Annotated in this window: 23 protein-coding genes; 16 read left to right on the top strand and 7 right to left on the bottom strand. The window is 60.7% G+C overall.

Annotated elements, in window-relative coordinates; genetic code table 11:
* Positions 1–253: 253 nt before the first annotated feature.
* The 4 genes from GEV38_RS22835 (at position 254) to GEV38_RS22820 (ending at position 4,411) form a co-directional block, all read left to right on the top strand.
* A complete protein-coding gene (locus GEV38_RS22835) occupies positions 254–1,282 on the top strand; it encodes an amino acid ABC transporter substrate-binding protein (RefSeq protein ID WP_054573303.1) in 1,029 nt (342 codons plus the stop codon).
* A gap of 67 nt (positions 1,283–1,349) precedes the next feature.
* On the top strand, positions 1,350–2,528 hold the full coding sequence (locus GEV38_RS22830) for an amino acid ABC transporter permease (protein WP_054573304.1): 1,179 nt from the start codon (positions 1,350–1,352) through the stop codon (positions 2,526–2,528).
* A gap of 10 nt (positions 2,529–2,538) precedes the next feature.
* Positions 2,539–3,636, top strand: a complete 1,098-nt coding sequence (locus GEV38_RS22825) for an amino acid ABC transporter permease (RefSeq protein ID WP_013974139.1) — start codon at positions 2,539–2,541, stop codon at positions 3,634–3,636.
* A gap of 10 nt (positions 3,637–3,646) precedes the next feature.
* Positions 3,647–4,411: an amino acid ABC transporter ATP-binding protein gene (locus tag GEV38_RS22820; RefSeq protein ID WP_003251792.1), complete on the top strand. Its 765-nt coding sequence runs from the start codon at positions 3,647–3,649 to the stop codon at positions 4,409–4,411.
* A 121-nt stretch (positions 4,412–4,532) separates the two neighbouring features.
* Here the strand turns inward: GEV38_RS22820 and algW are convergent, their stop codons facing one another.
* Complete coding sequence (gene algW / locus GEV38_RS22815) at positions 4,533–5,693, bottom strand: Do family serine endopeptidase AlgW (RefSeq protein WP_015271734.1); 1,161 nt, start codon at positions 5,691–5,693, stop codon at positions 4,533–4,535.
* Between the two features lie 167 nt (positions 5,694–5,860).
* Between algW and GEV38_RS22810 the strand changes: the two genes are divergently transcribed.
* The 3 genes from GEV38_RS22810 to cysN all read left to right on the top strand — a co-directional run bounded on the left by GEV38_RS22810 (position 5,861) and on the right by cysN (position 9,768).
* Complete coding sequence (locus tag GEV38_RS22810) at positions 5,861–6,619, top strand: Nif3-like dinuclear metal center hexameric protein (RefSeq protein WP_015271733.1); 759 nt, start codon at positions 5,861–5,863, stop codon at positions 6,617–6,619.
* 313 nt (positions 6,620–6,932) lie between these two features.
* On the top strand, positions 6,933–7,850 hold the full coding sequence (gene cysD, locus GEV38_RS22805) for a sulfate adenylyltransferase subunit CysD (protein WP_013974136.1): 918 nt from the start codon (positions 6,933–6,935) through the stop codon (positions 7,848–7,850).
* A gap of 16 nt (positions 7,851–7,866) precedes the next feature.
* Positions 7,867–9,768 carry a sulfate adenylyltransferase subunit CysN gene (gene cysN / locus GEV38_RS22800; RefSeq protein WP_054573306.1) on the top strand — a complete coding sequence of 634 codons (1,902 nt, stop codon included), beginning with the start codon at positions 7,867–7,869 and terminating at the stop codon, positions 9,766–9,768.
* Positions 9,769–9,980: 212 nt separating this feature from the next.
* Here cysN and GEV38_RS22795 read toward each other — a convergent pair whose 3' ends face one another.
* The 3 genes from GEV38_RS22795 to GEV38_RS22785 all read right to left on the bottom strand — a co-directional run bounded on the left by GEV38_RS22795 (position 9,981) and on the right by GEV38_RS22785 (position 13,091).
* Entirely contained in the window at positions 9,981–10,244 is a 264-nt protein-coding gene (locus GEV38_RS22795) for a bacteriocin immunity protein (protein ID WP_015271731.1), read from the bottom strand.
* Complete coding sequence (locus GEV38_RS22790) at positions 10,241–12,499, bottom strand: S-type pyocin domain-containing protein (RefSeq protein WP_173896021.1); 2,259 nt, start codon at positions 12,497–12,499, stop codon at positions 10,241–10,243. Before GEV38_RS22790 ends, GEV38_RS22795 begins: the two co-directional genes overlap by 4 nt.
* A gap of 112 nt (positions 12,500–12,611) precedes the next feature.
* The gene (locus GEV38_RS22785) at positions 12,612–13,091 is read right to left on the bottom strand and encodes an Lrp/AsnC family transcriptional regulator (RefSeq protein WP_054573308.1); all 480 of its coding nucleotides are present in this window, start codon (positions 13,089–13,091) and stop codon (positions 12,612–12,614) included.
* Positions 13,092–13,218: 127 nt separating this feature from the next.
* On the opposite strand from GEV38_RS22785, the gene GEV38_RS22780 reads away from it, so the two are divergent.
* Positions 13,219–14,415 (top strand): methionine gamma-lyase, encoded by a 1,197-nt coding sequence (locus tag GEV38_RS22780; protein WP_054573309.1) that lies wholly within the window; start codon positions 13,219–13,221, stop codon positions 14,413–14,415.
* A 162-nt stretch (positions 14,416–14,577) separates the two neighbouring features.
* On the opposite strand, the gene GEV38_RS22775 is transcribed toward GEV38_RS22780, so the two are convergent.
* A complete protein-coding gene (locus GEV38_RS22775) occupies positions 14,578–15,012 on the bottom strand; it encodes a YhcB family protein (protein ID WP_003257164.1) in 435 nt (144 codons plus the stop codon).
* Between the two features lie 135 nt (positions 15,013–15,147).
* On the opposite strand from GEV38_RS22775, the gene GEV38_RS22770 reads away from it, so the two are divergent.
* From GEV38_RS22770 to zapE, 3 genes are all read left to right on the top strand, one after another.
* Positions 15,148–15,783 (top strand): alpha/beta hydrolase, encoded by a 636-nt coding sequence (locus tag GEV38_RS22770; RefSeq protein ID WP_015271727.1) that lies wholly within the window; start codon positions 15,148–15,150, stop codon positions 15,781–15,783.
* Positions 15,784–15,808: 25 nt separating this feature from the next.
* The gene (locus GEV38_RS22765; RefSeq protein WP_015271726.1) at positions 15,809–17,158 is read left to right on the top strand and encodes a tryptophan--tRNA ligase; all 1,350 of its coding nucleotides are present in this window, start codon (positions 15,809–15,811) and stop codon (positions 17,156–17,158) included.
* 166 nt (positions 17,159–17,324) lie between these two features.
* Positions 17,325–18,419 carry a cell division protein ZapE gene (zapE, locus tag GEV38_RS22760; RefSeq protein WP_015271725.1) on the top strand — a complete coding sequence of 365 codons (1,095 nt, stop codon included), beginning with the start codon at positions 17,325–17,327 and terminating at the stop codon, positions 18,417–18,419.
* 119 nt (positions 18,420–18,538) lie between these two features.
* On the opposite strand, the gene GEV38_RS22755 is transcribed toward zapE, so the two are convergent.
* Positions 18,539–19,459 (bottom strand): GlxA family transcriptional regulator, encoded by a 921-nt coding sequence (locus GEV38_RS22755; RefSeq protein WP_169774643.1) that lies wholly within the window; start codon positions 19,457–19,459, stop codon positions 18,539–18,541.
* Positions 19,460–19,769: 310 nt separating this feature from the next.
* Positions 19,770–20,810: an NADP(H)-dependent aldo-keto reductase gene (locus tag GEV38_RS22750; protein ID WP_015271724.1), complete on the bottom strand. Its 1,041-nt coding sequence runs from the start codon at positions 20,808–20,810 to the stop codon at positions 19,770–19,772.
* Positions 20,811–21,067: 257 nt separating this feature from the next.
* Between GEV38_RS22750 and rplM the strand changes: the two genes are divergently transcribed.
* The 5 genes from rplM (at position 21,068) to GEV38_RS22725 (ending at position 24,749) form a co-directional block, all read left to right on the top strand.
* Positions 21,068–21,496, top strand: coding sequence for a 50S ribosomal protein L13 (gene rplM / locus GEV38_RS22745; protein WP_003260798.1), 429 nt, complete (start codon positions 21,068–21,070; stop codon positions 21,494–21,496).
* Positions 21,497–21,510: 14 nt separating this feature from the next.
* Complete coding sequence (rpsI, locus tag GEV38_RS22740; RefSeq protein WP_003260797.1) at positions 21,511–21,903, top strand: 30S ribosomal protein S9; 393 nt, start codon at positions 21,511–21,513, stop codon at positions 21,901–21,903.
* 262 nt (positions 21,904–22,165) lie between these two features.
* Entirely contained in the window at positions 22,166–22,759 is a 594-nt protein-coding gene (gene petA / locus GEV38_RS22735) for a ubiquinol-cytochrome c reductase iron-sulfur subunit (RefSeq protein WP_015271723.1), read from the top strand.
* On the top strand, positions 22,759–23,970 hold the full coding sequence (locus tag GEV38_RS22730; protein WP_003260795.1) for a cytochrome bc complex cytochrome b subunit: 1,212 nt from the start codon (positions 22,759–22,761) through the stop codon (positions 23,968–23,970). Before petA ends, GEV38_RS22730 begins: the two co-directional genes overlap by 1 nt.
* Positions 23,970–24,749 (top strand): cytochrome c1, encoded by a 780-nt coding sequence (locus tag GEV38_RS22725; RefSeq protein ID WP_013974125.1) that lies wholly within the window; start codon positions 23,970–23,972, stop codon positions 24,747–24,749. Before GEV38_RS22730 ends, GEV38_RS22725 begins: the two co-directional genes overlap by 1 nt.
* Positions 24,750–24,842 lie beyond the last annotated feature (93 nt).

Below are 24,842 nucleotides of genomic sequence, written 5' to 3'. Positions count from 1 at the left end.
GTCGCAACGATACAACTTTCCCTACTTGACGAGCGCTTAAACGCTACAGCCGTAAATTCTGGTACGCGCTTTGCAATTCAACCAATGATGCAAAGGGCAGGCCGTGACGGTAACACCCTTTGCACGCGAAGGCTGTCACAGAACAGTCCATTGCGCCATTGACCCAATAACAAGCCAATACGGGTCGGATACGCCTCAAAAGGGTGCGGTGCAATTCCGGCTCGATACAACAAGAGCGATTTGGAGGTTGTGAATGAAGATGTTGAAAACCACCCTGGCAGTCCTGACCGCTGCCGCCGCGCTGGGCGCCGTGAGCAGCGCCCAGGCCGGCGCCACCCTGGATGCGGTAAAGAAGAAGGGCTTCGTCCAGTGTGGCGTGAGCGACGGTCTTCCAGGCTTCTCGGTACCTGATGCGCAGGGCAAGATCGTTGGTATCGACGCCGACGTGTGCCGCGCCGTAGCCGCCGCTGTATTCGGCGATGCGACCAAGGTCAAGTTCAGCCAGCTCAACGCCAAGGAACGCTTCACCGCACTGCAGTCGGGCGAAGTCGACGTACTGTCGCGCAACACCACCTGGACCAGCTCGCGTGATGCCGGCATGGGCCTGGTGTTCGCCGGTGTTACCTACTATGACGGCGTCGGCTTCCTGGTCAACAAGAAACTCGGTGTTTCCAGCGCCAAGGAGCTTGATGGCGCGACCATCTGCATCCAGGCCGGTACCACCACCGAGCTGAATGTGTCGGACTTCTTCCGCGCCAATGGACTGAAGTACACGCCGATCACTTTCGATACCTCCGACGAAAGCGCCAAGTCGCTGGAGTCCGGCCGTTGCGACGTGCTGACCTCGGACAAGTCGCAGCTGTTCGCCCAACGCTCCAAGCTGGCCGCGCCGACCGAATACGTGGTACTGCCGGAAACCATCTCCAAGGAGCCGCTGGGCCCGGTGGTGCGCAAAGGCGATGAGGAGTGGTTCAGCATCGTCAAGTGGACCCTGTTCGCCATGCTCAACGCCGAAGAGGCAGGCATCACCTCGAAGAACGTCGAGGCCGAGGCCAAAGGCACCAAGAACCCGGACGTTGCTCGCCTGCTGGGGGCGGACGGCGAGTATGGCAAGGACCTCAAGCTGCCCAAGGACTGGGTAGTGCAGATCGTCAAGCAAGTCGGCAACTATGGCGAAGTGTTCGAGAAGAACCTGGGCCAGGGCACCGACCTGAAGATCGACCGTGGCATGAACGCCCTGTGGAACAACGGCGGCATCCAGTACGCGCCACCTGTGCGCTGATGGCTGCACCCTGCGGCGGCATCCCGCCGCCGCAGGCTGTTCGGAACCCTACTTTCCGGGGCACTTCATGCAAAATCGAATCGGCGCACAAAGGGGTTTATCCCTGAGCGATCCACGTGTGCGCGCGTGGCTGTTCCAGATTCTCACGATAGTCTTCGTGGTCGGTCTGGGCTGGTATCTGTTCCACAACACGCAAACCAACCTGCAACACCGGGGTATCACCTCGGGCTTCGACTTTCTCGACCGCAGTGCCGGCTTCGGCATCGCCCAGCACCTGATCCCCTACGTGGAATCAGACAGCTATGCGCGGGTGTTCGTCATCGGCCTGCTCAACACCTTGCTGGTGACGTTCATCGGCGTGGTGCTGGCGACCATCCTTGGCTTCATCATCGGTGTGGCGCGGTTGTCGCCGAACTGGATGATCAACAAGCTGGCGACCGTGTATGTGGAAACCTTCCGCAACATCCCGCCGTTGTTGCAGATCCTGTTCTGGTACTTCGCCGTGTTCCTGACCCTGCCGGGACCGCGGGGCAGCATCAATATCGACGACACCTTCTTCATCAGCAACCGTGGCCTGAACATGCCCGGCGCGTCCATGGCCGAAGGCTTCTGGCCGTTCGTCGTGGCCCTGGTCCTGGCGCTGCTGGCCATCGTGGTGATGGTGCGTTATGCCAACAAGCGCTTCGACGAGACGGGTGAGCCATTCCACAAGTTCTGGGTGGGGCTGGCGCTGTTCATCGCCATCCCAGGCGTTTGCGCACTGCTGTTCGGCAGCCCGGTGCACTGGGAAGTGCCGCAATTGAAAGGATTCAACTTCGTCGGTGGCTGGGTACTGATCCCCGAGCTGCTGGCGCTGACCCTGGCGTTGACCATCTACACCGCTGCGTTCATCGCCGAGATCGTGCGCTCCGGTATCCGTTCGGTCAGCCATGGCCAGACCGAGGCCGCGCGTTCGCTGGGCCTGCGCGAGGGGCCGACCCTGCGCAAGGTGATCATCCCCCAGGCACTGCGGGTGATCATTCCGCCGCTGACCAGCCAGTACCTGAACCTGGCGAAGAACTCGTCGCTGGCGGCCGGTATCGGCTATCCGGAGATGGTCTCGCTGTTCGCCGGTACCGTGCTCAACCAGACCGGCCAGGCCATCGAGGTGATCGCCATCACCATGAGTGTCTATCTCGCCATCAGCATCAGTATTTCGCTGCTGATGAACTGGTACAACAAGCGCATTGCGCTGATCGAGCGGTGAGGATACGCCCGTGAATGCCCATGTTTTCAAACCCGACATGCCGCCACCGGTGAAAACCGTCGGCGTGCTCGCATGGATGCGTGCCAATCTGTTCTCCAGCTGGCTCAATACGCTGCTGACCCTGTTTGCCATCTACCTGGTTTGGCTGATCGTGCCGCCGCTGCTGCAGTGGGCGTTGCTTGATGCCAACTGGGTCGGCACCACCCGCGCCGACTGCACCAAGGAGGGCGCCTGCTGGGTGTTCGTGCAGCAGCGTTTCGGCCAGTTCATGTACGGCTACTACCCGGCCGAGTTGCGCTGGCGCGTGGACCTGACCGTGTGGCTTGCCGTGCTTGGCGCCGCCCCGCTGTTCATCAAACGCTTCCCACGCAAGGCCTTCTACGGCCTTGGCTTCCTGGTGGTGTACCCGCTGCTGGCCTACACCCTGCTGCACGGGGGCATGCTGGGCCTGGAAAGCGTACCTACCAGCCAGTGGGGCGGGCTGATGCTGACCCTGGTGATTGCCACCGTGGGCATTGTCGGCGCATTGCCGCTGGGAATCCTGCTGGCCCTGGGGCGGCGCTCGAAAATGCCTGCGGTGAAGGTGGTGTGCGTGACCTTCATCGAGTTCTGGCGCGGCGTGCCGCTGATCACCGTGCTGTTCATGTCATCGGTGATGCTGCCGTTGTTCCTGCCTGAGGGCATGAGCTTCGACAAGCTGCTGCGGGCGATGATCGGCGTGATCCTGTTCCAGTCGGCGTATATCGCCGAGGTGGTGCGTGGCGGCCTCCAGGCCATCCCCAAGGGCCAGTACGAAGCTGCCGCGGCCATGGGCCTTGGCTACTGGCGGGCGATGGGCCTGGTGATTCTGCCGCAGGCGCTCAAGCTGGTAATTCCCGGCATCGTCAACACCTTCATTGCCCTGTTCAAGGACACCAGCCTGGTGATCATCATCGGCCTGTTCGACCTGCTGAACAGCGTCAAGCAAGCTGCTGCCGACCCGGCCTGGCTGGGTATGGCTACCGAGGGCTACGTGTTCGCCGCCCTGGTGTTCTGGATTTTCTGTTTCGGTATGTCCCGCTACTCCATGCATCTGGAGCGCAAGCTGGACACTGGCCACAAGCGTTAGGAGTTTCGAAATGAGTGAAGCGATCAAGCAGCCTGCCGGCCCCGAAGGCATCATCCAGATGCAGGGCGTGAACAAGTGGTACGGCCAGTTCCATGTGCTCAAGGACATCAACCTGAACGTGCGCCAGGGCGAGCGCATCGTGCTGTGCGGGCCGTCCGGCTCTGGCAAGTCCACCACCATCCGTTGTCTCAACCGCCTTGAAGAGCACCAGCAGGGGCGCATCGTGGTCGATGGTGTGGAGCTGACCAACGACCTCAAGCAGATCGAGGCCATCCGCCGCGAAGTGGGCATGGTGTTCCAGCACTTCAACCTGTTCCCGCACCTGAGCATCCTGGAGAACTGCACCCTGGCGCCGATGTGGGTGCGCAAGATGCCGCGGCGCAAGGCCGAGGAAATCGCCATGCACTACCTGGAGCGGGTGCGTATTCCGGAGCAGGCGCACAAGTACCCGGGGCAGTTGTCCGGTGGTCAGCAGCAGCGTGTGGCGATTGCCCGCGCGTTGTGCATGAAACCGAAGATTATGCTGTTCGACGAACCGACCTCGGCGCTGGACCCGGAAATGGTCAAGGAAGTGCTCGATACCATGGTGGGCCTGGCCGAGGACGGCATGACCATGCTCTGCGTGACCCACGAGATGGGCTTTGCCCGGACCGTGGCGAACCGGGTGATCTTCATGGACAAGGGCGAGATCGTCGAGCAGGCGGCGCCGGATGACTTCTTCGACCGGCCACGCAGTGACCGGACCAAGTTGTTCCTGAGCCAGATCCTGCATTGATGTAGCCGGGGCCGCTTTGCGGCCCATTCGCAGCACAAGGCTGCTCCTACAAGGGAAATGCGATCTCCTGTAGGAGCAGCCTCGTGCTGCGAAGCAGCCCCCCAGAGACCAGATCGCAGCCTTACTTCTCTTCCTTGGCGACTGCCGGCGCCGGTGGTGGCCGCAGGCCCACCTCGGCGATCAGCTTCAACTGCTGCCCATTGCGCATCACCTCGATGGTGATCTTCTCGTTGGGCTTGATCCGCGCCACCTGGTTCATCGACTTGCGCCCGTCACCGGCCGGCTCGCCGTTGATGCTCAGGATCACGTCACCCAGCTGCAGCCCGGCCTTTGCCGCCGGCCCTTCGCGGAAGATGCCCGCCACCACGATGCCCGGGCGGTCCTTCATGCCGAACGATTCGGCCAGTTCCTGGCTCAGTGGCTGTACTTCGATGCCCAGCCAGCCACGGATCACCTGGCCGTGCTCGATGATCGACTTCATCACCTCCAGTGCCAGTTTCACCGGGATGGCGAAGCCGATACCTTGCGAACCGCCGGACTTGGAGAAGATCGCCGTGTTGATGCCGATCAGGTTGCCGTTGGCATCCACAAGCGCACCGCCGGAGTTACCCGGGTTGATCGCCGCGTCGGTCTGGATGAAATCTTCGTAGTTGTTCAGGCCCAGCTGGTTGCGGCCAGTGGCGCTGATGATGCCCATGGTCACGGTCTGGCCGACCCCGAACGGGTTACCGATGGCCAGCGACACGTCACCGATGTGAATGTTGTCGGAGCGGCCGATGGTGATTGCCGGCAGGCTCTTCAGGTCTATCTTCAGCACCGCCAGGTCGGTTTCCGGGTCGCTGCCGATGACCCGGGCCAATGTCTCGCGGCCATCCTTCAGGGCCACGACGATCTGGTCGGCGCCGCTGGTGACATGGTTGTTGGTCAGCAGGTAGCCTTCGGGGCTCATGATCACCGCCGAGCCCAGGCTCGACTCCCAGCGGCGCTGCTTGGGCAGGTTGTCGCCGAAGAAACGGCGGAACTGCGGGTCTTCGAACAGCGGGTGGGCGCTCTTGTTCACCACCTTGGTGGTGTACAGGTTGACCACCGCCGGGGCGGCCAGGGTCACGGCGTCGGCGTAGGATACCGGGCCCTGCATGATCCGCGTGGTCTGCGGTGCCTGCTGCAGGTTGACGTCCTGGCTGGGCAGGCCGACCCACTCCGGGAAGCGCTGGATGATCAGCATGGCGATCAGTACGCCGGTAAGCAGGGGCCAGCCAAAATAACGCAAAGCCTTGAACATGAATGAATCCTGGAAATAGCCGGGGACGATGACCGTGCGGTGGGCATGAGCGCGCGCGATCATACACCGGTTCCCCCAGTGCCGGCGACGGCCCATAATGGCCGGCATTATACGGGCGTTGCATGGGCGTTGTGCCCGAGAAAAACGCAGATTTCGAGGAGATTTTCATGGCCGTCGCTCTGAACACCCTGGTCGAGGAAGCCGAGCGTTACCTGGGCAGCGCGAAGATCCAGGATTATTGCCCCAACGGCCTGCAGGTCGAAGGCCGGCCGCAGGTCAGCCGCATCGTCAGCGGCGTTACCGCCAGCCAGGCGTTGCTGGATGCGGCAGTCGAAGCCGAGGCCGACCTGGTGCTGGTGCACCATGGCTACTTCTGGAAGGGAGAGAACCCTTGCGTCACCGGCATCCGGCAGCGCCGGCTGAAAACCCTGTTGAACAACGACATCAGTCTGCTGGCGTTCCACCTGCCGCTGGACGTGCACCCGGACGTGGGCAACAACGTGCAACTGGCGCGGCAACTGGACATCACCGTCGAAGGGCCGCTGGACCCGGAGAACCCCAAGGTGGTCGGCCTGGTCGGCTCGCTGGCCGAGCCGATGACTGCGCTCGACTTCGCCCGGCGAGTGCGGGAGGTTCTGGGGCGTGAGCCTTTGCTGGTAGAGGGTGAGCAGATGATCCGGCGGGTCGGCTGGTGCACCGGAGGCGGGCAGGGCTACATCGACACGGCGATCGCGGCCGGGGTGGACCTGTACCTGACCGGCGAGGCGTCGGAGCAGACCTACCATAGTGCCCGCGAGAATGGCGTCAGCTTCATTGCCGCCGGGCACCATGCCACCGAGCGGTATGGGGTGCAGGCGCTGGGTGATTACCTGGCGCGGCGCTTTGCCGTGGAGCACCTGTTCATCGATTGCCCAAACCCGATCTGACATCGGCGTCGCCTTCTTCGCGGATACAGTGTTGATGGCGCGGTCCCTGTAGGAGCAGCCTTGTGCTGCGAAGAGGCCAGTGAGGCAAAAGAGCTTTTTGGGCAGTAACGGCCTCTTCGCAGCACAAGGCTGCTCCTACAGATCCTGTGCATGTCCAGAGACCAATACCGGGCCTGCCAGCCCAAACCCCCAGTCATATCGTTAGACTTTTTCGATCTAGCCAGCCTCCTAAATAGAAGCAGCCGCTGTGATAAAGTGGCTCGCTCGAACACGGCCCGCAGGCCGTCCATAAGATCGTTTTTCGTGAGTAGCCATGGTCGACAAACTGACGCACTTGAAACAGCTGGAGGCGGAGAGCATCCACATCATCCGCGAGGTGGCCGCCGAGTTCGACAACCCGGTGATGCTGTACTCGATCGGCAAGGACTCCGCCGTGATGCTGCACCTGGCGCGCAAGGCCTTTTTCCCAGGCAAGTTGCCGTTCCCGGTGATGCACGTCGACACCCAGTGGAAATTCCAGGAGATGTACAGCTTCCGCGACAAGATGGTCGAGGAAATGGGCCTGGAGCTGATCACCCACGTCAACCCCGAGGGTGTGGCGCAGGGCATCAACCCGTTCACCCATGGCAGCTCCAAGCACACCGACATCATGAAGACCCAGGGCCTGAAGCAGGCGCTGGACAAGCATGGTTTCGATGCCGCCTTCGGTGGTGCGCGCCGCGACGAAGAGAAGTCGCGGGCCAAGGAGCGCGTGTACTCGTTCCGTGACAGCAAGCACCGCTGGGACCCGAAGAACCAGCGCCCGGAACTGTGGAACGTGTACAACGGCAAGGTCAACAAGGGCGAGTCGATCCGCGTCTTCCCGCTGTCGAACTGGACCGAGCTGGACATCTGGCAGTACATCTACCTCGAAGGCATCCCGATCGTGCCGCTGTACTTCGCCGCCGAGCGTGAAGTCATCGAGAAGAACGGCACCCTGATCATGATAGACGACGAGCGCATCCTCGAACATCTTACCGATGAAGAGAAAGCGCGCATCGTCAAGAAAAAGGTGCGTTTCCGTACCCTTGGCTGCTACCCGTTGACGGGTGCTGTCGAGTCGGAAGCCGAGACGCTCACCGACATCATTCAGGAAATGCTCCTGACGCGCACTTCCGAGCGCCAGGGCCGAGTCATCGACCACGATGGCGCCGGTTCCATGGAAGACAAGAAACGTCAGGGCTACTTCTAATTTTCAGGGTTACTCCATGTCGCACCAATCCGATTTGATCAGCGAAGACATCCTCGCTTATCTGGCTCAGCACGAGCGCAAAGAACTGCTGCGTTTTCTCACCTGCGGCAACGTGGATGACGGCAAGAGCACCCTGATCGGGCGCTTGCTGCATGACTCGAAGATGATCTACGAGGACCACCTCGAGGCCATCACTCGCGATTCGAAAAAGGTCGGCACCACCGGCGAGGAAGTCGACCTGGCGCTGCTGGTCGACGGTCTGCAGGCCGAGCGCGAGCAGGGCATCACCATCGATGTCGCCTACCGCTATTTCTCCACCGCCAAGCGCAAGTTCATCATTGCCGACACCCCGGGCCACGAGCAGTACACCCGCAACATGGCTACCGGCGCGTCCACCTGCGACCTGGCGATCATCCTGGTCGATGCCCGCTACGGCGTGCAGACCCAGACTCGCCGCCACAGCTACATTGCCTCGTTGCTGGGCATCAAGCACATCGTGGTCGCGGTCAACAAGATGGACCTCAAGGGCTTCGATCAGGGCGTTTTCGAATCGATCAAGGCCGACTACCTGAAGTTCGCCGAAGCCATCAACCTGGTGCCGAGCAGCCTGCACTTCGTGCCGATGTCGGCGCTCAAGGGCGACAACGTGGTCAACCACAGCGAGCGTTCGCCGTGGTATGCCGGGCCGACGTTGATGGAAATCCTCGAAACCGTCGAAGTGTCGGCCGACCGCAACTTCACCGACCTGCGCTTCCCGGTGCAGTACGTCAACCGCCCGAACCTGAACTTCCGCGGTTTCGCCGGCACCATCGCCAGCGGCGTGGTGCACAAGGGTGACGAAATCGTCGTGCTGCCGTCGGGCAAGAGCAGCCGCGTCAAGTCCATCGTCACCTACGAAGGCGAGCTGGAAAACGCAGGCCCCGGCCAGGCCGTGACCCTGACCATGGAAGACGAGATCGACATCTCCCGTGGCGATCTGCTGGTGCATGCCGACAACGTCCCGCCGGTCACCGACCAGTTCGACGCCATGCTGGTGTGGATGGCCGAGGAGCCGATGCTCCCGGGCAAGAAATACGACATCAAGCGCGCCACCAGCTACGTGCCGGGCTCGATTGCCAGCATCACCCACAAGGTCGATGTGAACACCCTGGAGCAGGGCGCTGCCAGCGCGCTGCAGCTGAACGAGATCGGCCGCGTCAAGGTGTCCCTGGACGCCTCGATTGCCCTGGACGGTTACGAAAGCAACCGCACCACCGGTGCGTTCATCGTCATCGACCGGCTGACCAACGGCACGGTCGGCGCCGGCATGATCATCGCCCCGCCAGTCCTGCCGCACGGCAGCACCGGCCATCATGGCAAGCTGTGCCATGTGGCCACCGAAGAGCGCGCCCTGCGCTTCGGCCAGCAGCCTGCCACCGTGCTGTTCAGTGGCCTGTCCGGCGCTGGCAAGAGCACCCTGGCCTATGCCGTGGAGCGCAAGCTGTTCGACATGGGCCGTGCAGTGTACGTGCTCGACGGCCAGAACCTGCGCCATGACCTGAACAAGGGCTTGCCGCAGGACCGTGCCGGCCGCACCGAGAACTGGCGCCGCGCCGCCCATGTGGCGCGCCAGTTCAACGAAGCCGGTCTGCTGACTCTGGCCGCGTTCGTGGCCCCGGATGCAGAAGGCCGGGAACAGGCCAAGGCATTGATCGGCAAGGAGCGCCTGGTGACCGTTTACGTCCAGGCCTCGCCGCTGGCCTGCCGTGAGCGTGACCCGCAAGGCTTGTACGCTGCTGGTGGCGACAACATCCCGGGCGAAAGCTTCCCGTACGATGTGCCGCTGGATGCCGACCTTGTGATCGATACCCAGGCCACGAGCGTGGATGAGGGCGTGAAGCAGGTGCTGGACGTGCTGCGTCAGCGTGGCGCGATCTAAGCGCCCCTGCAAGAAAAAACCCGCCTCGGCGGGTTTTTTTATCCTGCTATTTATAGCCGCCAAAGCCAGCGGCCTTGAGATACTGGTCGGTAAATAGGCGACCGTTGCGGCCATTGCCCAAAACGCGCTTGGCGCAGCCTTCCTGTGGATGTTTGGAAATTTTTACTGAGTTGCGCTTTGGTGGTACACCCCGCGTGAGCGGGGTGTCGAATTCATTCTGGTTTGAATCCTGGCTTGCCGTTGGCTGCACGCCACTCTTTTATTATGCGTAGAATTTCTTCAGGCGTGTCAAGGCCGTCTGCTTCAGGCCAATAAATTAGGTCTGACCCGTTGGGGTGTTCGCTCAGAGTCTTGAATGCCATGATTTGTGCATCAAGTTCTTGATCGCTTATGTTGTCTGGTGGGTTGATTATTGATTTGATGAAATTCAAGAAGTCAAGTTCTGTATATTCGGAGATCGTGGCTTTTTGAGTCATTCGGAGGCCCCATAGTGAATGGCATGATGCGCCGCTGGTGTAACTACTCTTAAGTTGTCTACGTCGTATACAGCCCCGCTCTCGGAAATTGGAATCACGTGGTGGAGTATGAAGGTTGCGTGACCTTTGTGGTGATCTTTGTCACGCGCTCTGGGCGCGCGCCCTTTGGCGATGAGACTCTTGTTTGCATCATTGAATTGGCTAGAAAGCTCTGGGGTATCGGATAACGCCTTCCAGAATGCGGTTCTGAACTCATCGAAGTCTCGAAACTCTCTTCCCCTCAGCGCATTTGCAATTTGTGTCGGGATTTTTGCTCCGGCCCCTCTGGTTATGTCCCCAAGCCAGATGCCATCGATCTCCGCCCCTGAGCCCATGACAATACCTGGCTCATATCGCGGACTCTTGAACACCACCAGAATAGGCGGTAATCCCGAGTCCATGGGGAAGGTAATGATCAGTCGTTCCTGATCCAGCAGATCAAGCGCGGGGTAGCCTTCCTGTTCGTTATTCACAGGGTTCAGGCTGCTACCGGCATAGACGATGGTGCCTGGGGGTAGTTGCGGAAGGCTGGTGGAACTTCCTTGCTCACCACCCGGAGCACTGGCAGGTGTCCACGTCAGAATCCGCTGAGGATTGTCCAGCGCCAGGCTGTACACCTGCCGTTCCGTGTCGAACGTTGCTGCACGAACCGCTACCGGTTTGCCGCCTGGCACCACATACAGGTCCAGGGTGTCTTCGCTTTCGGCCCCTGCCATGAGATACGGTAAGTCGATACTGGTGGATGTTGCGGCCAACGCGGCAATGTCTGGCCCGTCAGGTGGTACCAGGCTGGATAGTGGGGTGCTGATGAGGTAGTGGCGTTCGCTGTTGCCCAGTGTCGATGGCCAGGCCATTGCGAGGGTGCCAACGGAAAGCGAGCGAAGAGAAACAGCAACCAGACGACTGATCGCCGAAGTTATTGCTTTGCTCAACGCTGTGTACGATGTTTCGGCAATTGCAAAGGTTGCAGCGCCGATGGGGATTACGGCTGGCGCTGATCCTGCAAGCTGCGCCTGGTGGTTATAGCGCACGCGCTGGCGTATAGCCTCCTGCCATTGTTGCTCGGCTTCCGCCGCCGAGCGCTCAGCTTCGGCCTGCTGGCGCGCAGCTTCTTCTTGTGCGGCGAGTTGCCCTTGCAGGCTCTCTACCTCAACGGCGCGCTGCACCAGGTTTTGCGTGGCACTTGTGTAGACACCCAGAAACCGGATCGATTCGGTCAGAGCAAGCGCCTGGTGATACTCCTTCCAGCGTGGACCGGCACGCCGTAACCGCTGCTCATCCACGAGGTGCAGAAGCCCTTCGAGTTGCGGCTTTGACAGAGGGCCGTTGATTTGAGGGTTTTGGTCCGGGTATGACGGGATTTGCGATTGTTTGCCCTGGATCAGGGCAACAGCAGTGGCTAGATAAGCACTGAGTGCCTGAACGAGCGAGAGTGCGTCGTCAATGACTGTCTGCCCCAACTCGTGCTGAATAACACTGGGCAAGCAGTTGAAATGAATTTGCCGCTCTGCATGGATTTGCGCTGTTCTTCGGGCAATGGCCTGCGACAAGTCCATCGGCTGATGACTCAGCTCATCCTGATCCACTTGTGTTGCCAGGCTTTCCAGGTCATCTGCCAGTGCCTGAATCTTGAGTGCTTCAAGATGCAGGCGATAGGCGCCATCCCATGAACTGTGCAGTTTGGCGCCCCATTCTGCCCCCAGTTCTTCACCCGTTGTTGCGGCGAAAAAGCCCGGGTCGAGAAATCGGCTCATCATTGAATCACCGCGTTTATAGAACGCGGGTGCACCGAAATAACTGTTGGCGTCGGGCAGGATCTGTAGATAAAGATCACGCATCTGATTGATGCGTGTGGTGAGAATGACCTGCTCGGCTGATGCCGCTGTCAGAGGGGCGCCTGCCTGGCTCGCTTCCGCTTTTATTTGGGACTTCAATGCTGCAATTGTGCTTGGCAGCTGGTTCGTCTCTTGACGGTATTTTTCCAAATAATCTTTTTCAATGACATGGTATTCCTCTGCGAACACCTTTCGAGTGGAAATTACGCGTGCAATATCGCTTTTGGTTGGACTGGTCCCGCGAGGATACCCGTCGCTAAGCCCCCAGCCACCTCCCCCCGGCCCACCACCACCGCCAATATAATGCAGCTCAATGCCCGTTGGTGGCTGCGCACTGATGTATAGCGCTTCATCGAGATAATATGCGTTGTCTTTAGCCATGTAGGTTCTCCTGATCGCTACATGGGCTAGCTTTCCGTAAATGTAACTCGCTGTATGTCGGCTGCGGTTCGGTAATCAGTAGGACCGTTCCTGGCGTGCTGAAAGACCTGTCCTAGATATGTTTTTCCGACACCGTTATCACCCGTTTTTCCTTCACCGCTTTGTACGAAAAACTCGAATAGATCTCCTTCACCCCCGGTAACCGCTGCAGCACTTCGCGGGTGAATTCGCCGAACGACTCCAGGTCCCGCGCCAGGATCTCCAGCAGAAAATCATACCTCCCGGAAATGTTGTGGCAGGCAACGATCTCGGGAATCTCCATCAACCGCTGCTCGAACGCCAGCGCCATGTCCTTGGTGTGCGAGTCCATCATGATGCTGACGAACGCGGTCACGCCAAATCCCAGCGACTTGGGCGAGAGGATGGCCTGGTAGCCGGTGATGTAGCCGTTGTCCTCCAGCAACTTGACCCGCCGCCAGCACGGCGAGGTTGTTAGCGCTACCTGGTCGGCAAGTTCGGCAACGGTGAGGCGGGCATTGTCCTGCAGGGCAGCGAGCAGGGCGCGGTCGGTGCGGTCGAGGCGTGAAGGCATGTTTTGCCCTCCTGGTCCGGTAATTATTGTTTTTATTCCAACAAGTACGCGTATGCGTGGGCCATTTTGGAAAAAATCGGGCAGCTCGGTGGCATAAGCTTATAGCAAACCACAAGAGGCTGTTGCCATGCGCGACTCCCATAACAACACCGGTTTTTCCACGCGGGCCATTCACCATGGCTACGATCCGCTTTCCCACAATGGCGCCCTGGTGCCGCCGGTGTACCAGACCGCTACCTATGCCTTCCCCACAGTCGAATACGGTGCTGCTTGCTTCGCCGGGGAGGAGCCGGGGCATTTCTACAGCCGCATTTCCAACCCTACCTTGGCTCTGCTGGAGCAGCGCATGGCCTCGCTGGAGGGCGGCGAGGCGGGGCTGGCATTGGCGTCGGGCATGGGGGCCATCACCTCGACGATCTGGACCCTGTTGCGCCCTGGTGATGAGCTGATCGTCGGGCGCACATTGTACGGCTGCACTTTTGCTTTCCTGCACCATGGCATTGGTGAATTCGGGGTGAAGATCCGCCATGTCGACCTGAACGATGCCAAGGCCCTGAAAGCGGCGATCAACAGCAAGACGCGGATGATCTACTTCGAAACGCCGGCCAACCCCAACATGCAGCTGGTGGATATCGCCGCGGTGGCCCAGGCGGTGCGCGGGCATGATGTGCATGTCGTGGTCGACAACACCTACTGCACGCCCTACCTGCAGCGGCCGCTGGAGCTGGGAGCGGACCTGGTGGTGCATTCGGCGACCAAGTACCTGAGTGGCCACGGCGATATCACTGCCGGTCTGGTGGTGGGGCGCAAGGCGCTGGTCGACCGCATTCGCCTGGAAGGGCTGAAGGACATGACCGGGGCGGTGCTGTCACCCCACGATGCGGCGCTGCTGATGCGCGGTATCAAGACCTTGGCCCTGCGCATGGACCGACATTGCGCCAATGCCCAGCAGGTGGCGGAGCTTCTGGCTCGGCAGCCGCAGGTGGAGCTGATTCACTACCCAGGTTTGCCGTCGTTTGCCCAGTACGAGCTGGCGCAGCGGCAGATGCGTTTGCCGGGCGGGATGATCGCCTTCGAGCTCAAGGGGGGGATCGAGGCCGGGCGCAGGTTCATGAATGCTCTGCAACTGTTTGCGCGGGCGGTGAGCCTGGGCGATGCCGAGTCGCTGGCGCAGCATCCGGCGAGCATGACGCACTCCAGCTATACCGCGAAGGAGCGGGCGCATCACGGGATATCGGAGGGGCTGGTGCGCCTGTCGGTGGGGCTGGAGGACTTGGAGGACCTGCTGGCGGATGTCGAGCAGGCATTGCAGGCCTGCAGCTAGGTTGCCTGGGCTGACCTCTTCGTGGGTAAACCCGCTCCTACAGGTCAGGCGCAGTATTTGAAACCTGCGCCGCCCCTGTGGGAGCGGGTTCACCCGCGAAGAGGCCAATGAATCCAGCCCATGAAAAAGGCCTCTTGCGAGGCCTTTGTCATTTTCTGCAGATCAGCGCTTCAGCCCGTAGCTCTCGTCAAGCATGCCCGGCGAGTTCGGTGCTTTCGGCGCGTAGTCGCGTGGCACTTCGGCGTCCTTCGGCGGGGTCAAACGGTCGCGTGGGCCTTGCGCTGCCTCGGAGTGCAGGGCTGCCAGCAAGCGTTGGCGAGTGACGTCGTCCAGGGCCAGGCTGTTGGCGCCTTCGGCCAGGTGGTCCTGCACGTCCTGATAGCTTTGGGTCAGTTTCTTGACCAGCACGGCCGTGCTGTTGAAATGAGTAACCACTTCGTTCTGATAGCTGTCGAAGCGCTTCTGGATATCATCCAGTTGACGCTGGGTGCTGCTCGGCGCGGCATTGGGCAGCAGGCGAGCGACGACGAACCCAACCACCACGCCGATGACCAGGGCCAGGGTCGGCAACAACCAAACAAGGAGCGAGAGTTCCACGAGTCCTTCCTCTATAAACGGCTTTGCTTTACGTTAACGGCTCAGACCTGCGCTGTATACCGCGAGCGATCGCAAATCAGAACAGAATTCCTCATCTAGACGAATCGACCCCTCCCGAGGTCACGGAGTAGTGCCTTGCTTGTCCGCGAAACCCCCTTGTTCATCGATGGCCCCAGCGGCCAGCTGGAAGCCTTGTACCTGGACGTGGCCAATGCCCGTGGCGTGGTGCTGATCTGCCACCCCAACCCGGTCCAGGGCGGCACCATGCTCAACAAGGTGGTCTCGACCCTGCAGCGCACCGCCCGTGACGCCGGCTATGTGACCCTGCGTTTCAACTACCGTGGCGTCGGGCAGAGCGCCGGCAGTCATGACATGGGTGCTGGCGAAGTGGCCGATGCCGAGGCCGCTGCGGCCTGGCTGCGCGAAAAGCACCTGGGCCTGCCGCTGGTGCTGATGGGTTTCTCGTTCGGCGGCTTCGTCGCCACCAGCCTGGCCGGCCGCCTGGAAGCTGCCGGAGTAGAGCTGCAACAGCTGTTCATGATCGCCCCGGCGGTCATGCGCCTGACGGCGGAGTTCCCGCTGCCGCAGCGCTGCCCGATCACCGTGGTGCAGCCGGACGCCGACGAAGTCGTCGCGCCGCAGCTGGTTTACGATTGGTCCGACAGCCTGTCGCGCCCCCATGAGCTGCTGAAAGTGGCAGAATGCGGACACTTCTTCCATGGCAAGCTGACCGATCTGAAGGATCTGCTGCTGCCGCGCCTTTCGAACTGAGCCAAGCCTGAATAAGCGAACACCCATGACCACGCGCATTCTCACCGGTATCACCACCACCGGCACTCCGCACCTGGGCAACTACGCCGGCGCCATCCGCCCGGCGATCCGTGCCAGCCAGCAGCCCGGTGTCGACTCGTTCTACTTCCTGGCCGACTACCACGCCCTGATCAAGTGCGACGACCCGCTGCGCATCCAGCGTTCGCGCCTGGAAATCGCCGCCACCTGGCTGGCCGGCGGTCTCGATGCGGACAAGGTGACCTTCTACCGCCAGTCCGATATCCCGGAAATCCCCGAGCTGACCTGGCTGCTGACCTGCGTCAGCGCCAAGGGCCTGCTCAACCGTGCACACGCCTACAAGGCCTCGGTGGACAAGAACCTGGAAAATGGCGAAGACCCGGATGCCGGCGTGACCATGGGCCTGTACAGCTACCCGGTGCTGATGGCTGCGGACATCCTGATGTTCAATGCCAACAAGGTGCCGGTCGGTCGTGACCAGATCCAGCACGTGGAAATGGCCCGCGACATCGGTCAGCGCTTCAACCACCTGTTCGGCCAGGGCAAGGACTTCTTCGCCCTGCCGGAAGCGGTGATCGAGGAGAGCGTGGCGACCCTGCCGGGCCTGGACGGGCGCAAGATGTCCAAGAGCTACGACAACACCATCCCGCTATTCACCAGCGCCAAGGAGATGAAAGACGCCATCTCGCGCATCGTCACCGACTCGCGTGCGCCTGGCGAAGCCAAAGACCCGGACAACGCGCACCTGTTCACCCTGTTCCAGGCCTTCTCTACGCCGGCGCAGTGCGCGGAGTTCCGTGACGAGCTGCTGCAGGGCCTGGGCTGGGGCGAGGCCAAGCAGCGGCTGTTCCAGCTGCTGGACGGCCAGCTGGCCGAGAAGCGCGAGTACTACCACCAGCTGATCGCCCGTCCGGCGGACCTGGAAGACATCCTGCTGGCCGGCGCTGCCAAGGCTCGCAAGATCGCCACGCCATTCCTCGAGCAGCTGCGCGAGGCCGTTGGCCTGCGTTCGTTCCGTAGCAGCGTGCAGGCCAGCACCGAAGTGAAGAAGAAGGCCGCCAAGAGTGCGCGTTTCGTCAGTTTCCGCGATGAAGACGGCAGCTTCCGCTTCCGTCTGCTTGCCGCTGATGGCGAGCAACTGCTGCTGTCGCGCAGCTTCGCCGACGGCAAGAGCGCCGGCGCCGTGAGCAAGCAGCTGCAGCAAGGTGGCGAGGCGGATGTACGCGTCGAAGGCCTGGGTTTCGGTCTGTGGCTGAACGGTGAACAGGTTGCCGACGGGCCGCAGTTCGACAGCGCCGAAGCCCGTGATTCGGCCATCGAAAGCCTGCGTGCAGCGCTTGCGCCACAACCGGACTGAAGATGGTGAAACTGTGGGAGCGGGCGTGCCCGCGAAACAGGCGCCGCGTTGCATGGCACCGGCTTTGCCGGTGTTCGCGGGCACGCCCGCTCCCACAGACTGATTGCCATTAAGCGGGCCTGTCGCTACAGTGACGGCCCGTTTTTTGTTGCCTCGCTAACGAATCATGACGCCCCTAGAACGATATCAAGCAGATCTGAAACGTCCCGACTTCTTCCATGACGCGGCGCAGGAAACTGCGGTGCGTCACCTGCAGCGCCTGTACGATGACCTGGTACACGCGCAGAACAACAAGCCGGGCGTGTTCGGCAAGCTGTTCGGCAAGAAGGAGCAGACCCCCGTCAAGGGCCTGTACTTCTGGGGTGGGGTAGGGCGCGGCAAGACCTATCTGGTCGATACCTTCTTCGAGGCGCTGCCGTTCAAGCAGAAGATGCGCACGCACTTCCACCGCTTCATGAAGCGTGTGCACGAGGAAATGAAAACCCTCAAGGGCGAGAAGAACCCGCTGACCATCATTGCCAAGCGCTTCAGCGAAGAAGCCAAGGTCATCTGTTTCGACGAATTCTTCGTGTCGGACATTACCGACGCGATGATTCTCGGCACCCTGATGGAAGAGTTGTTCAAGAACGGCGTATCGCTGGTGGCTACCTCCAACATCGTGCCTGACGGCCTGTACAAGGACGGCCTGCAGCGCGCGCGCTTCCTGCCGGCCATCGCCATGATCAAGCAGTACACCGACGTGGTGAACGTCGACAGCGGGGTCGACTATCGTCTGCGTCACCTCGAGCAGGCCGAACTGTACCACTACCCGCTCGATGAGGCGGCGCACCAGAGCCTGCGCGCCAGCTTCAAGGCCTTGACTCCTGAGTGCACCCAGGCGGTCGAGAACGACGTGCTGATGATCGAGAATCGCCCGATCCAGGCCCTGCTGACCTGTGACGATGTGGCCTGGTTCGACTTCCGCGCGCTGTGCGACGGCCCTCGTAGCCAGAACGACTACATCGAACTGGGCAAGATCTTCCATGCCGTGCTGTTGAGCAACGTGGAGCAGATGGGCGTCACCACCGACGACATCGCCCGCCGCTTCATCAACATGGTGGACGAGTTCTACGACCGCAACGTCAAGCTGATCATCTCGGCCGAGGTGGAGCTGAAGGACCTGTATACCGGTGGGCGCTTGGCCTTCGAGTTCCAGCGTACCCTGAGCCGCTTGCTGGAGATGCAGTCGCACGAGTTCCTGGCGCGGGCGCACAAGCCCTGAAATTGCCGGGGCCGCTTTGCGGCCCTTTTGCGACACAAGGCCGCTCCTACAGGATCACGCGATTCCATGTAGGAGCGGCCTTGTGTCGCGAAAGGGCTGCAAAGCAGCCCCAGAAGGCCTCAAGCCTCCTGCATGAACTGCTGCCGATACTGGTTCGGCGACAGCTCGGTATGCTGACGAAACAGCCGCGCAAAGAAACTGGCATCGTCATAGCCCACCTCATAACTGATGGTCTTGATGCTCTTGCGCGTGCTCGACAACAAGCCCTTGGCCGTCTCGATCCTCAACCGTTGCAGGTAGTGCAGCGGCTTGTCACCCGTAGCGCTCTGGAAACGCCGCATGAAATTGCGAATACTCATGCCGTGGTTGCGAGCCACGTCCTCGAAGCGGAACTTGTCGGCGAAGTGTTCTTCCAGCCAGTGCTGTATCTGCAGGATGATCAGGTCCTGGTGCAGCTTCTGCCCGCCAAAGCCCATGCGTCCCGGGGTGTAATTGCGCTGCACTTCGTAGAGGATGTCGCGGGACACGGCGCGGGCCACGTTGGCGCCGCAGAAGCGTTCGATCAGGTAGATGTACAGGTCGCAGGCTGAAGTGGTCCCGCCGGCGCAATAGAGGTTGTCTGCATCAGTCAGATGCTTGTCCTGGTTCAGCCGGATCTTCGGGAAGCGTTCGGCAAAGCTGTTGAAGAAGCGCCAGTAGGTGGTCGCTTCCTTGCCATCGAGCAGGCCGGACTCGGCCAGCCAGAATACGCCACTGGCCTCGGCGCACAGCACCGAGCCACGGGCATGCTGTTCACGCAGCCAAGGCAGTACCTGTGGATAACGTTGCAGCAGGTTGTCGAAGTCATCCCAGAAGGCCGGAAGGATGATCACGTCTGCGTCGTCAAGGCCGCCTTCGACTGGCAACTGCACATTGCTGAAGCTGTCCACGGGCTGGCCGTCCGGGCTCACCAGGCGAATCTCGAACATGGGCTGCAGGCCCAGGCCCAGTTGCTTGCTGTAGCGCAAGCTGGCGAGGTGGAAGAAATCCTTGGCCTGCATCAAGGTCGAAGCGAACACCTTGTCAATGGCCAGGATGCTGACGCGCCGCAGCGACGCGGAGGGTTGGGTAAACATCATTGTCATTGTTCTTATAGGGTAGAGTGGTCAATCACCGGCTGGATCGTCTTATTTTTTGGCGATTGTGTCTAGCCTGTGCAGCAGAGGGGCAGCGCCAACCGGTAGGAGCAGCCTTGTGCTGCGAAGAGGCCATTACTGCCACAGGCAACCTTCAGCCATACAGACCTCTTCGCAGCACAAGGGCTGCTCCTGCAGGTGTCCCACAGGCCTCGAAGTGGGCACAGGGTCCGGCTCAAGGCGCCGGGTTCGGTTGCTCCTGGTGAATCGCCTCGATCGCCGCCAGCAGTTCATCACTCAGGCTCAGCTCGAGGCTGGCAAGGTTGCTGTCCAGCTGTTCGAGGCTGGTCGCGCCAATGATATTGCTGGTCACGAACGGCTGCCGGGTAACGAACGCCAGGGCCATCTGCGCCGGGTCCAGGCCGTGCTCGCGGGCCAGCTGCACATAGCGGCTGCAGGCCGCCACGGTCTGTGGGTTGGAATAGCGGGCAAAGCGGCTGAACAGGGTCAGGCGTGCGTTTTCCGGGCGTGCGCCGTTCTCGTATTTGCCGGAGAGCATGCCGAACGCCAGCGGCGAATAGGCCAGCAGGCCGCATTGCTCGCGGATGGCCACTTCCGCAAGGCCCACCTCGAAGCTGCGGTTGAGCAGGTTGTAAGGGTTCTGGATTGATACCGCTCGCGGCCAGCCGCGGCTTTCAGCCAGTTGCAGGAACTTCATGGTGCCCCACGGCGTTTCGTTGGACAGGCCGATGTGGCGGATCTTGCCCGCGCGTACCTGCTCGTCGAGCACTTCGAGGGTTTCTTCCAGCGGGGTGAAGTGGTCCTGTGGCAAATGCTGGTAGCCCAGCTTGCCGAAGAAGTTGGTGCTGCGCTCGGGCCAGTGCAGCTGGTACAGGTCGATGCGGTCGGTCTGCAGGCGCTTGAGACTCTCGTCCAGCGCCGCGACGATATGCTGGCGGTTGTGCTTGAGCTGGCCGTCGCGAATGTGGCTGATGCCGTTGCCGGGGCCGGCGACCTTGCTGGCCAGCACCCAGTCGTCGCGATCGCCATTGTCACGGAACCAGTTGCCTATGATGCGCTCGGTGGCGGCGTAGGTTTCGGGGCGGGGCGGCACCGGGTACATTTCGGCGGTGTCGATGAAGTTGACCCCGGCGGCCTTGGCCCGGGCAATCTGCTCGAAGGCCTCGGCCTGACTGTTCTGTTCGCCCCAGGTCATGGTTCCAAGGCACAGGGCGCTGACATTGAGGTCGGTACGGCCAAGCTGGCGGTATTCCATCGGATAGACACTCCTTGGCAAAGAAGCCCATCAAAGCAGGTTGAAATTTTTCGCGCAATCTGGATAATTCGGCACCTCTCCGTGTGGCGGAAGTGATGCACCACCACGCAGGAAGAACCCCGTCGAACATTGGCGTGCCTGACCCGAGCCCCCAAAAGCGTCAGCGTTCGGCTGCGCGCTTGCCCTTGGCAAGCTGTGCACTATCCAGTAAGATTCGCCGTCTATTTTTCGCTGGGCGGCCTCTGAGGCTTTAGAGAATGAAAACTTTTACTGCTAAACCGGAAACAGTAAAGCGCGAGTGGTTCGTAGTCGACGCCGCTGGCCAGACCCTGGGTCGTCTGGCTACCGAAATCGCTAGCCGTCTGCGTGGCAAACACAAGCCAGAATACACCCCTCACGTTGACACCGGCGACTACATCGTCGTTATCAACGCCGAGCAGGTTCGTGTGACTGGTGCCAAGTCTTCCGACAAGATGTACTACTCCCACTCCGGTTTCCCGGGCGGTATCAAGGAAATCAACTTCGAGAAGTTGATCGCCAAGGCCCCTGAGCGTGTTATCGAAACTGCGGTCAAAGGCATGCTGCCGAAGAACCCGCTGGGTCGCGACATGTACCGCAAGCTGAAAGTGTACGCGGGTGCTGCTCACCCACACACTGCTCAGCAGCCTCAAGAACTGAAGATCTAACGGGATAGTTCATTATGTCGGCGACTCAAAACTACGGCACTGGCCGTCGCAAGACCGCAACCGCTCGCGTATTCCTGCGTCCGGGTACTGGTAACATTTCCATCAACAACCGTTCTCTGGACGTGTTCTTCGGTCGCGAAACCGCTCGCATGGTTGTTCGTCAGCCGCTCGAGCTGACCGAAACCGTTGAGAAGTTCGACATCTACGTCACCGTTTCCGGTGGTGGTGTCAGCGGTCAAGCCGGTGCGATCCGTCACGGTATCACCCGCGCTCTGATGGAATACGACGAAACCCTGCGTGGCGCTCTGCGTCGTGCTGGCTACGTCACCCGCGACGCTCGTGAAGTCGAGCGTAAGAAAGTGGGTCTGCGTAAAGCGCGTAAGCGTCCTCAGTACTCCAAGCGTTAATACCGCTTCGGCAGTCGAAAAAAGCCCGGTTCTTTGGAACCGGGCTTTTTTTATGTCTTGAACTAACCTGTCAGCATGTCCGTGACGACTTGCCGCATAGACGCAGATCAAGCAAAGCGAGGGTTGTAGCCCGTTCCCCGGGTAATCACCTTGTCAGTGTGTGGATTTGTTTCTTACCATGGCGGCCAATTTTTAGTGCACAGACATTACCTAAGTACAGGCCAGGTCCAACTGGTCAAGCAAGCTGATGGGAGAGGACTGAATGAGCAATGACGGCGTCAACGCAGGCCGGCGCCGCTTCCTCGTAGCCGCGACATCCGTAGTCGGGGCGGCGGGGGCAGTGGGGGCTGCGGTACCGTTCGTGGGGTCATGGTTTCCCAGTGCCAAGGCGAAAGCCGCGGGTGCACCGGTGAAGGTCAATATCGCCAAGGTCGAGGCCGGCCAGCAGATGGTGGCCGAGTGGCGCGGTCAACCAGTGTTCATCGTGCGGCGAACGGACGAGATCCTCGGTAACCTGAAAAAGGTCGTAGGTGATCTGGCTGACCCCGAGTCCAAGGCCTCGGTGCAGCCCACCTACGTCGATCCGCAGGTTCGTTCGATCAAGCCGGAAATCCTCATCCTTGTTGGCCTGTGCACACACCTGGGCTGCTCGCCCACCTTCCGCCCGGAAGTCGCACCCGCTGACCTTGGCCCGAAATGGGTAGGTGGCTATTTCTGCCCGTGCCACGGTTCCCACTACGACCTGGCCGGCCGTGTCTACAAGTCGCAGCCGGCGCCACTCAACCTGCCCGTGCCACCGCACTCTTACGAGTCGGACGAGATCGTCGTCATCGGCGTTGACCAGGAGAACGCATGATGAGCAAGTTCATGGACTGGATTGATGCTCGCTTCCCCGCGACCAAGATGTGGGAAGACCACCTGAGCAAGTATTACGCACCCAAGAACTTCAACTTCCTGTACTTCTTCGGCTCGCTGGCGTTGCTGGTACTGGTCAACCAGATCGTCACCGGTGTGTGGCTGACCATGAGCTTCACACCCTCGGCAGAAGAGGCGTTCGCCTCGGTCGAGTACATCATGCGCGATGTGGAATACGGCTGGATCCTGCGCTACCTGCACTCCACCGGTGCATCGGCGTTCTTCATCGTCGTCTACCTGCACATGTTCCGCGGCCTGCTCTACGGTTCCTACCAGAAGCCGCGTGAACTGGTGTGGCTGTTCGGCATGCTGATCTACCTGGCGCTGATGGCCGAAGCCTTCATGGGCTACCTGCTGCCGTGGGGCCAGATGTCGTACTGGGGTGCCCAGGTGATCATCTCGCTGTTCGGTGCCATTCCGGTGATCGGTGGCGACCTTACCCAGTGGATCCGTGGTGACTACCTGATCTCGGGTATCACTCTGAACCGCTTCTTCGCCCTGCACGTGGTTGCCTTGCCGATCGTGATTCTCGGCCTGGTGGTCCTGCACATCCTCGCCCTTCACGAAGTGGGTTCGAACAACCCCGATGGCGTCGACATCAAGAAGAAAAAGGACGAAAACGGTATCCCGCTGGACGGTATCCCGTTCCACCCGTACTACACCGTCAAGGATATTGTCGGCGTGGTGGTGTTCCTGTTCGTGTTCTGCGCCGTGGTGTTCTTCTTCCCGGAAATGGGTGGTTACTTCCTGGAGAAACCTAACTTCGAGCAGGCGAACGCCTTCAAGACCCCCGAGCACATTGCGCCGGTGTGGTACTTCACGCCGTTCTACGCGATCCTGCGTGCGGTGCCTGACAAGCTGATGGGCGTCATCGCCATGGGTGCGGCCATTGCCGTGTTGTTCGTCCTGCCCTGGCTCGACCGCAGCCCGGTCCGCTCCATGCGCTACAAGGGCTGGATCAGCAAGCTCTTCCTGCTGGTGTTCTGCGTGGCCTTCGTCATCCTCGGCATACTGGGCGTGCTGGCGCCGACACCTGGGCGTACCTTGCTGTCGCAGGTGTGCACGGTGTTGTACTTCGCCTACTTCCTGCTGATGCCGTTCTACACAAGGCTCGAGAAGACCAAACCGGTTCCGGAAAGGGTGACTGGCTGATGAAAAAGTTGATTGCAGTATTTTTGCTGGCAGTGATGCCTGCCTTTTCCTTCGCGGCCGAAACGGGCCTGGAGCTGGACAAGGTCGACATCGACCTGAGCGACAAGGCCGCCATGCAGGACGGTGCGCGTACCTTTGCCAACTATTGCATGGGCTGCCACAGTGCGAAGTTCCAGCGTTACGAGCGGGTTGCCGATGACCTGGGCATCCCCCACGAGCTGATGCTCGAGAAGCTGGTGTTCACCGGTGCCAAGATCGGTGACCACATGCAGATCGGCATGAAGCCCAGTGACGCCAAGACCTGGTTCGGCGCCGCACCGCCCGACCTGACCCTGGTGGCCCGTGTGCGTGGCACCGACTGGTTGTACACCTACCTGCGCAGTTTCTATGAGGACCCGTCACGGCCTTATGGGGTGAACAACAAGGTGTTCCCGAACGTCGGCATGCCTAACGTGCTGGTCGGCTTGCAGGGCAACCAGGTGGTTGGCTGCAAGCAGGTGCAGACCGTGACCGATGGCAAGAAGCAATTCGACCCACTGACTGGTAGCCCGCTGACTCATGAAGCCTGCGACCAGCTGACCATTACGCCGAATTCCGGTACCCTGACGACCGAGCAGTTCGACGAGAAGGTCAAGAACCTGGTGACCTTCCTGGCCTATTCGGCCAACCCGGTCAAACTGGAAAGCCAGCGCATCGGTACCTATGTGTTGCTGTACCTGGCTTTCTTCTTCGTATTCGCCTACTTGCTCAAGCGTGAATACTGGAAGGACGTGCACTGATCACGCAGTAGTTTCTGGTTGTTGAACGCGCCCGTGGTGGCCTGGCAGATCTGCCAGGTCACCACGGGCGCGTTTTCATTTACAGTTTTACAA

It is taken from the genome of Pseudomonas sp. 13159349 (assembly GCF_013305685.1).
GTDB classification, from domain to species: Bacteria; Pseudomonadota; Gammaproteobacteria; order Pseudomonadales; family Pseudomonadaceae; genus Aquipseudomonas; species Aquipseudomonas asiatica.
This window is presented reverse-complemented; position numbering and strand designations above follow the sequence as displayed.

Coding starts and splice junctions, on each gene's coding strand:
- GEV38_RS22795 (WP_015271731.1), bottom strand. CDS start 10,244: ATGACTCAAAAAGCCACGATCTCCGAATATACAGAACTTGACTTCTTG.
- rplM (WP_003260798.1), top strand. CDS start 21,068: ATGAAAACTTTTACTGCTAAACCGGAAACAGTAAAGCGCGAGTGGTTC.
- zapE (WP_015271725.1), top strand. CDS start 17,325: ATGACGCCCCTAGAACGATATCAAGCAGATCTGAAACGTCCCGACTTC.
- GEV38_RS22835 (WP_054573303.1), top strand. CDS start 254: ATGAAGATGTTGAAAACCACCCTGGCAGTCCTGACCGCTGCCGCCGCG.
- GEV38_RS22785 (WP_054573308.1), bottom strand. CDS start 13,091: ATGCCTTCACGCCTCGACCGCACCGACCGCGCCCTGCTCGCTGCCCTG.
- GEV38_RS22790 (WP_173896021.1), bottom strand. CDS start 12,499: ATGGCTAAAGACAACGCATATTATCTCGATGAAGCGCTATACATCAGT.
- algW (WP_015271734.1), bottom strand. CDS start 5,693: ATGTTCAAGGCTTTGCGTTATTTTGGCTGGCCCCTGCTTACCGGCGTA.
- GEV38_RS22780 (WP_054573309.1), top strand. CDS start 13,219: ATGCGCGACTCCCATAACAACACCGGTTTTTCCACGCGGGCCATTCAC.
- GEV38_RS22750 (WP_015271724.1), bottom strand. CDS start 20,810: ATGGAATACCGCCAGCTTGGCCGTACCGACCTCAATGTCAGCGCCCTG.
- GEV38_RS22725 (WP_013974125.1), top strand. CDS start 23,970: ATGAAAAAGTTGATTGCAGTATTTTTGCTGGCAGTGATGCCTGCCTTT.
- GEV38_RS22820 (WP_003251792.1), top strand. CDS start 3,647: ATGAGTGAAGCGATCAAGCAGCCTGCCGGCCCCGAAGGCATCATCCAG.
- GEV38_RS22755 (WP_169774643.1), bottom strand. CDS start 19,459: ATGCAGGCCAAGGATTTCTTCCACCTCGCCAGCTTGCGCTACAGCAAG.
- petA (WP_015271723.1), top strand. CDS start 22,166: ATGAGCAATGACGGCGTCAACGCAGGCCGGCGCCGCTTCCTCGTAGCC.
- cysD (WP_013974136.1), top strand. CDS start 6,933: ATGGTCGACAAACTGACGCACTTGAAACAGCTGGAGGCGGAGAGCATC.
- cysN (WP_054573306.1), top strand. CDS start 7,867: ATGTCGCACCAATCCGATTTGATCAGCGAAGACATCCTCGCTTATCTG.
- GEV38_RS22730 (WP_003260795.1), top strand. CDS start 22,759: ATGAGCAAGTTCATGGACTGGATTGATGCTCGCTTCCCCGCGACCAAG.
- rpsI (WP_003260797.1), top strand. CDS start 21,511: ATGTCGGCGACTCAAAACTACGGCACTGGCCGTCGCAAGACCGCAACC.
- GEV38_RS22830 (WP_054573304.1), top strand. CDS start 1,350: ATGCAAAATCGAATCGGCGCACAAAGGGGTTTATCCCTGAGCGATCCA.
- GEV38_RS22810 (WP_015271733.1), top strand. CDS start 5,861: ATGGCCGTCGCTCTGAACACCCTGGTCGAGGAAGCCGAGCGTTACCTG.
- GEV38_RS22765 (WP_015271726.1), top strand. CDS start 15,809: ATGACCACGCGCATTCTCACCGGTATCACCACCACCGGCACTCCGCAC.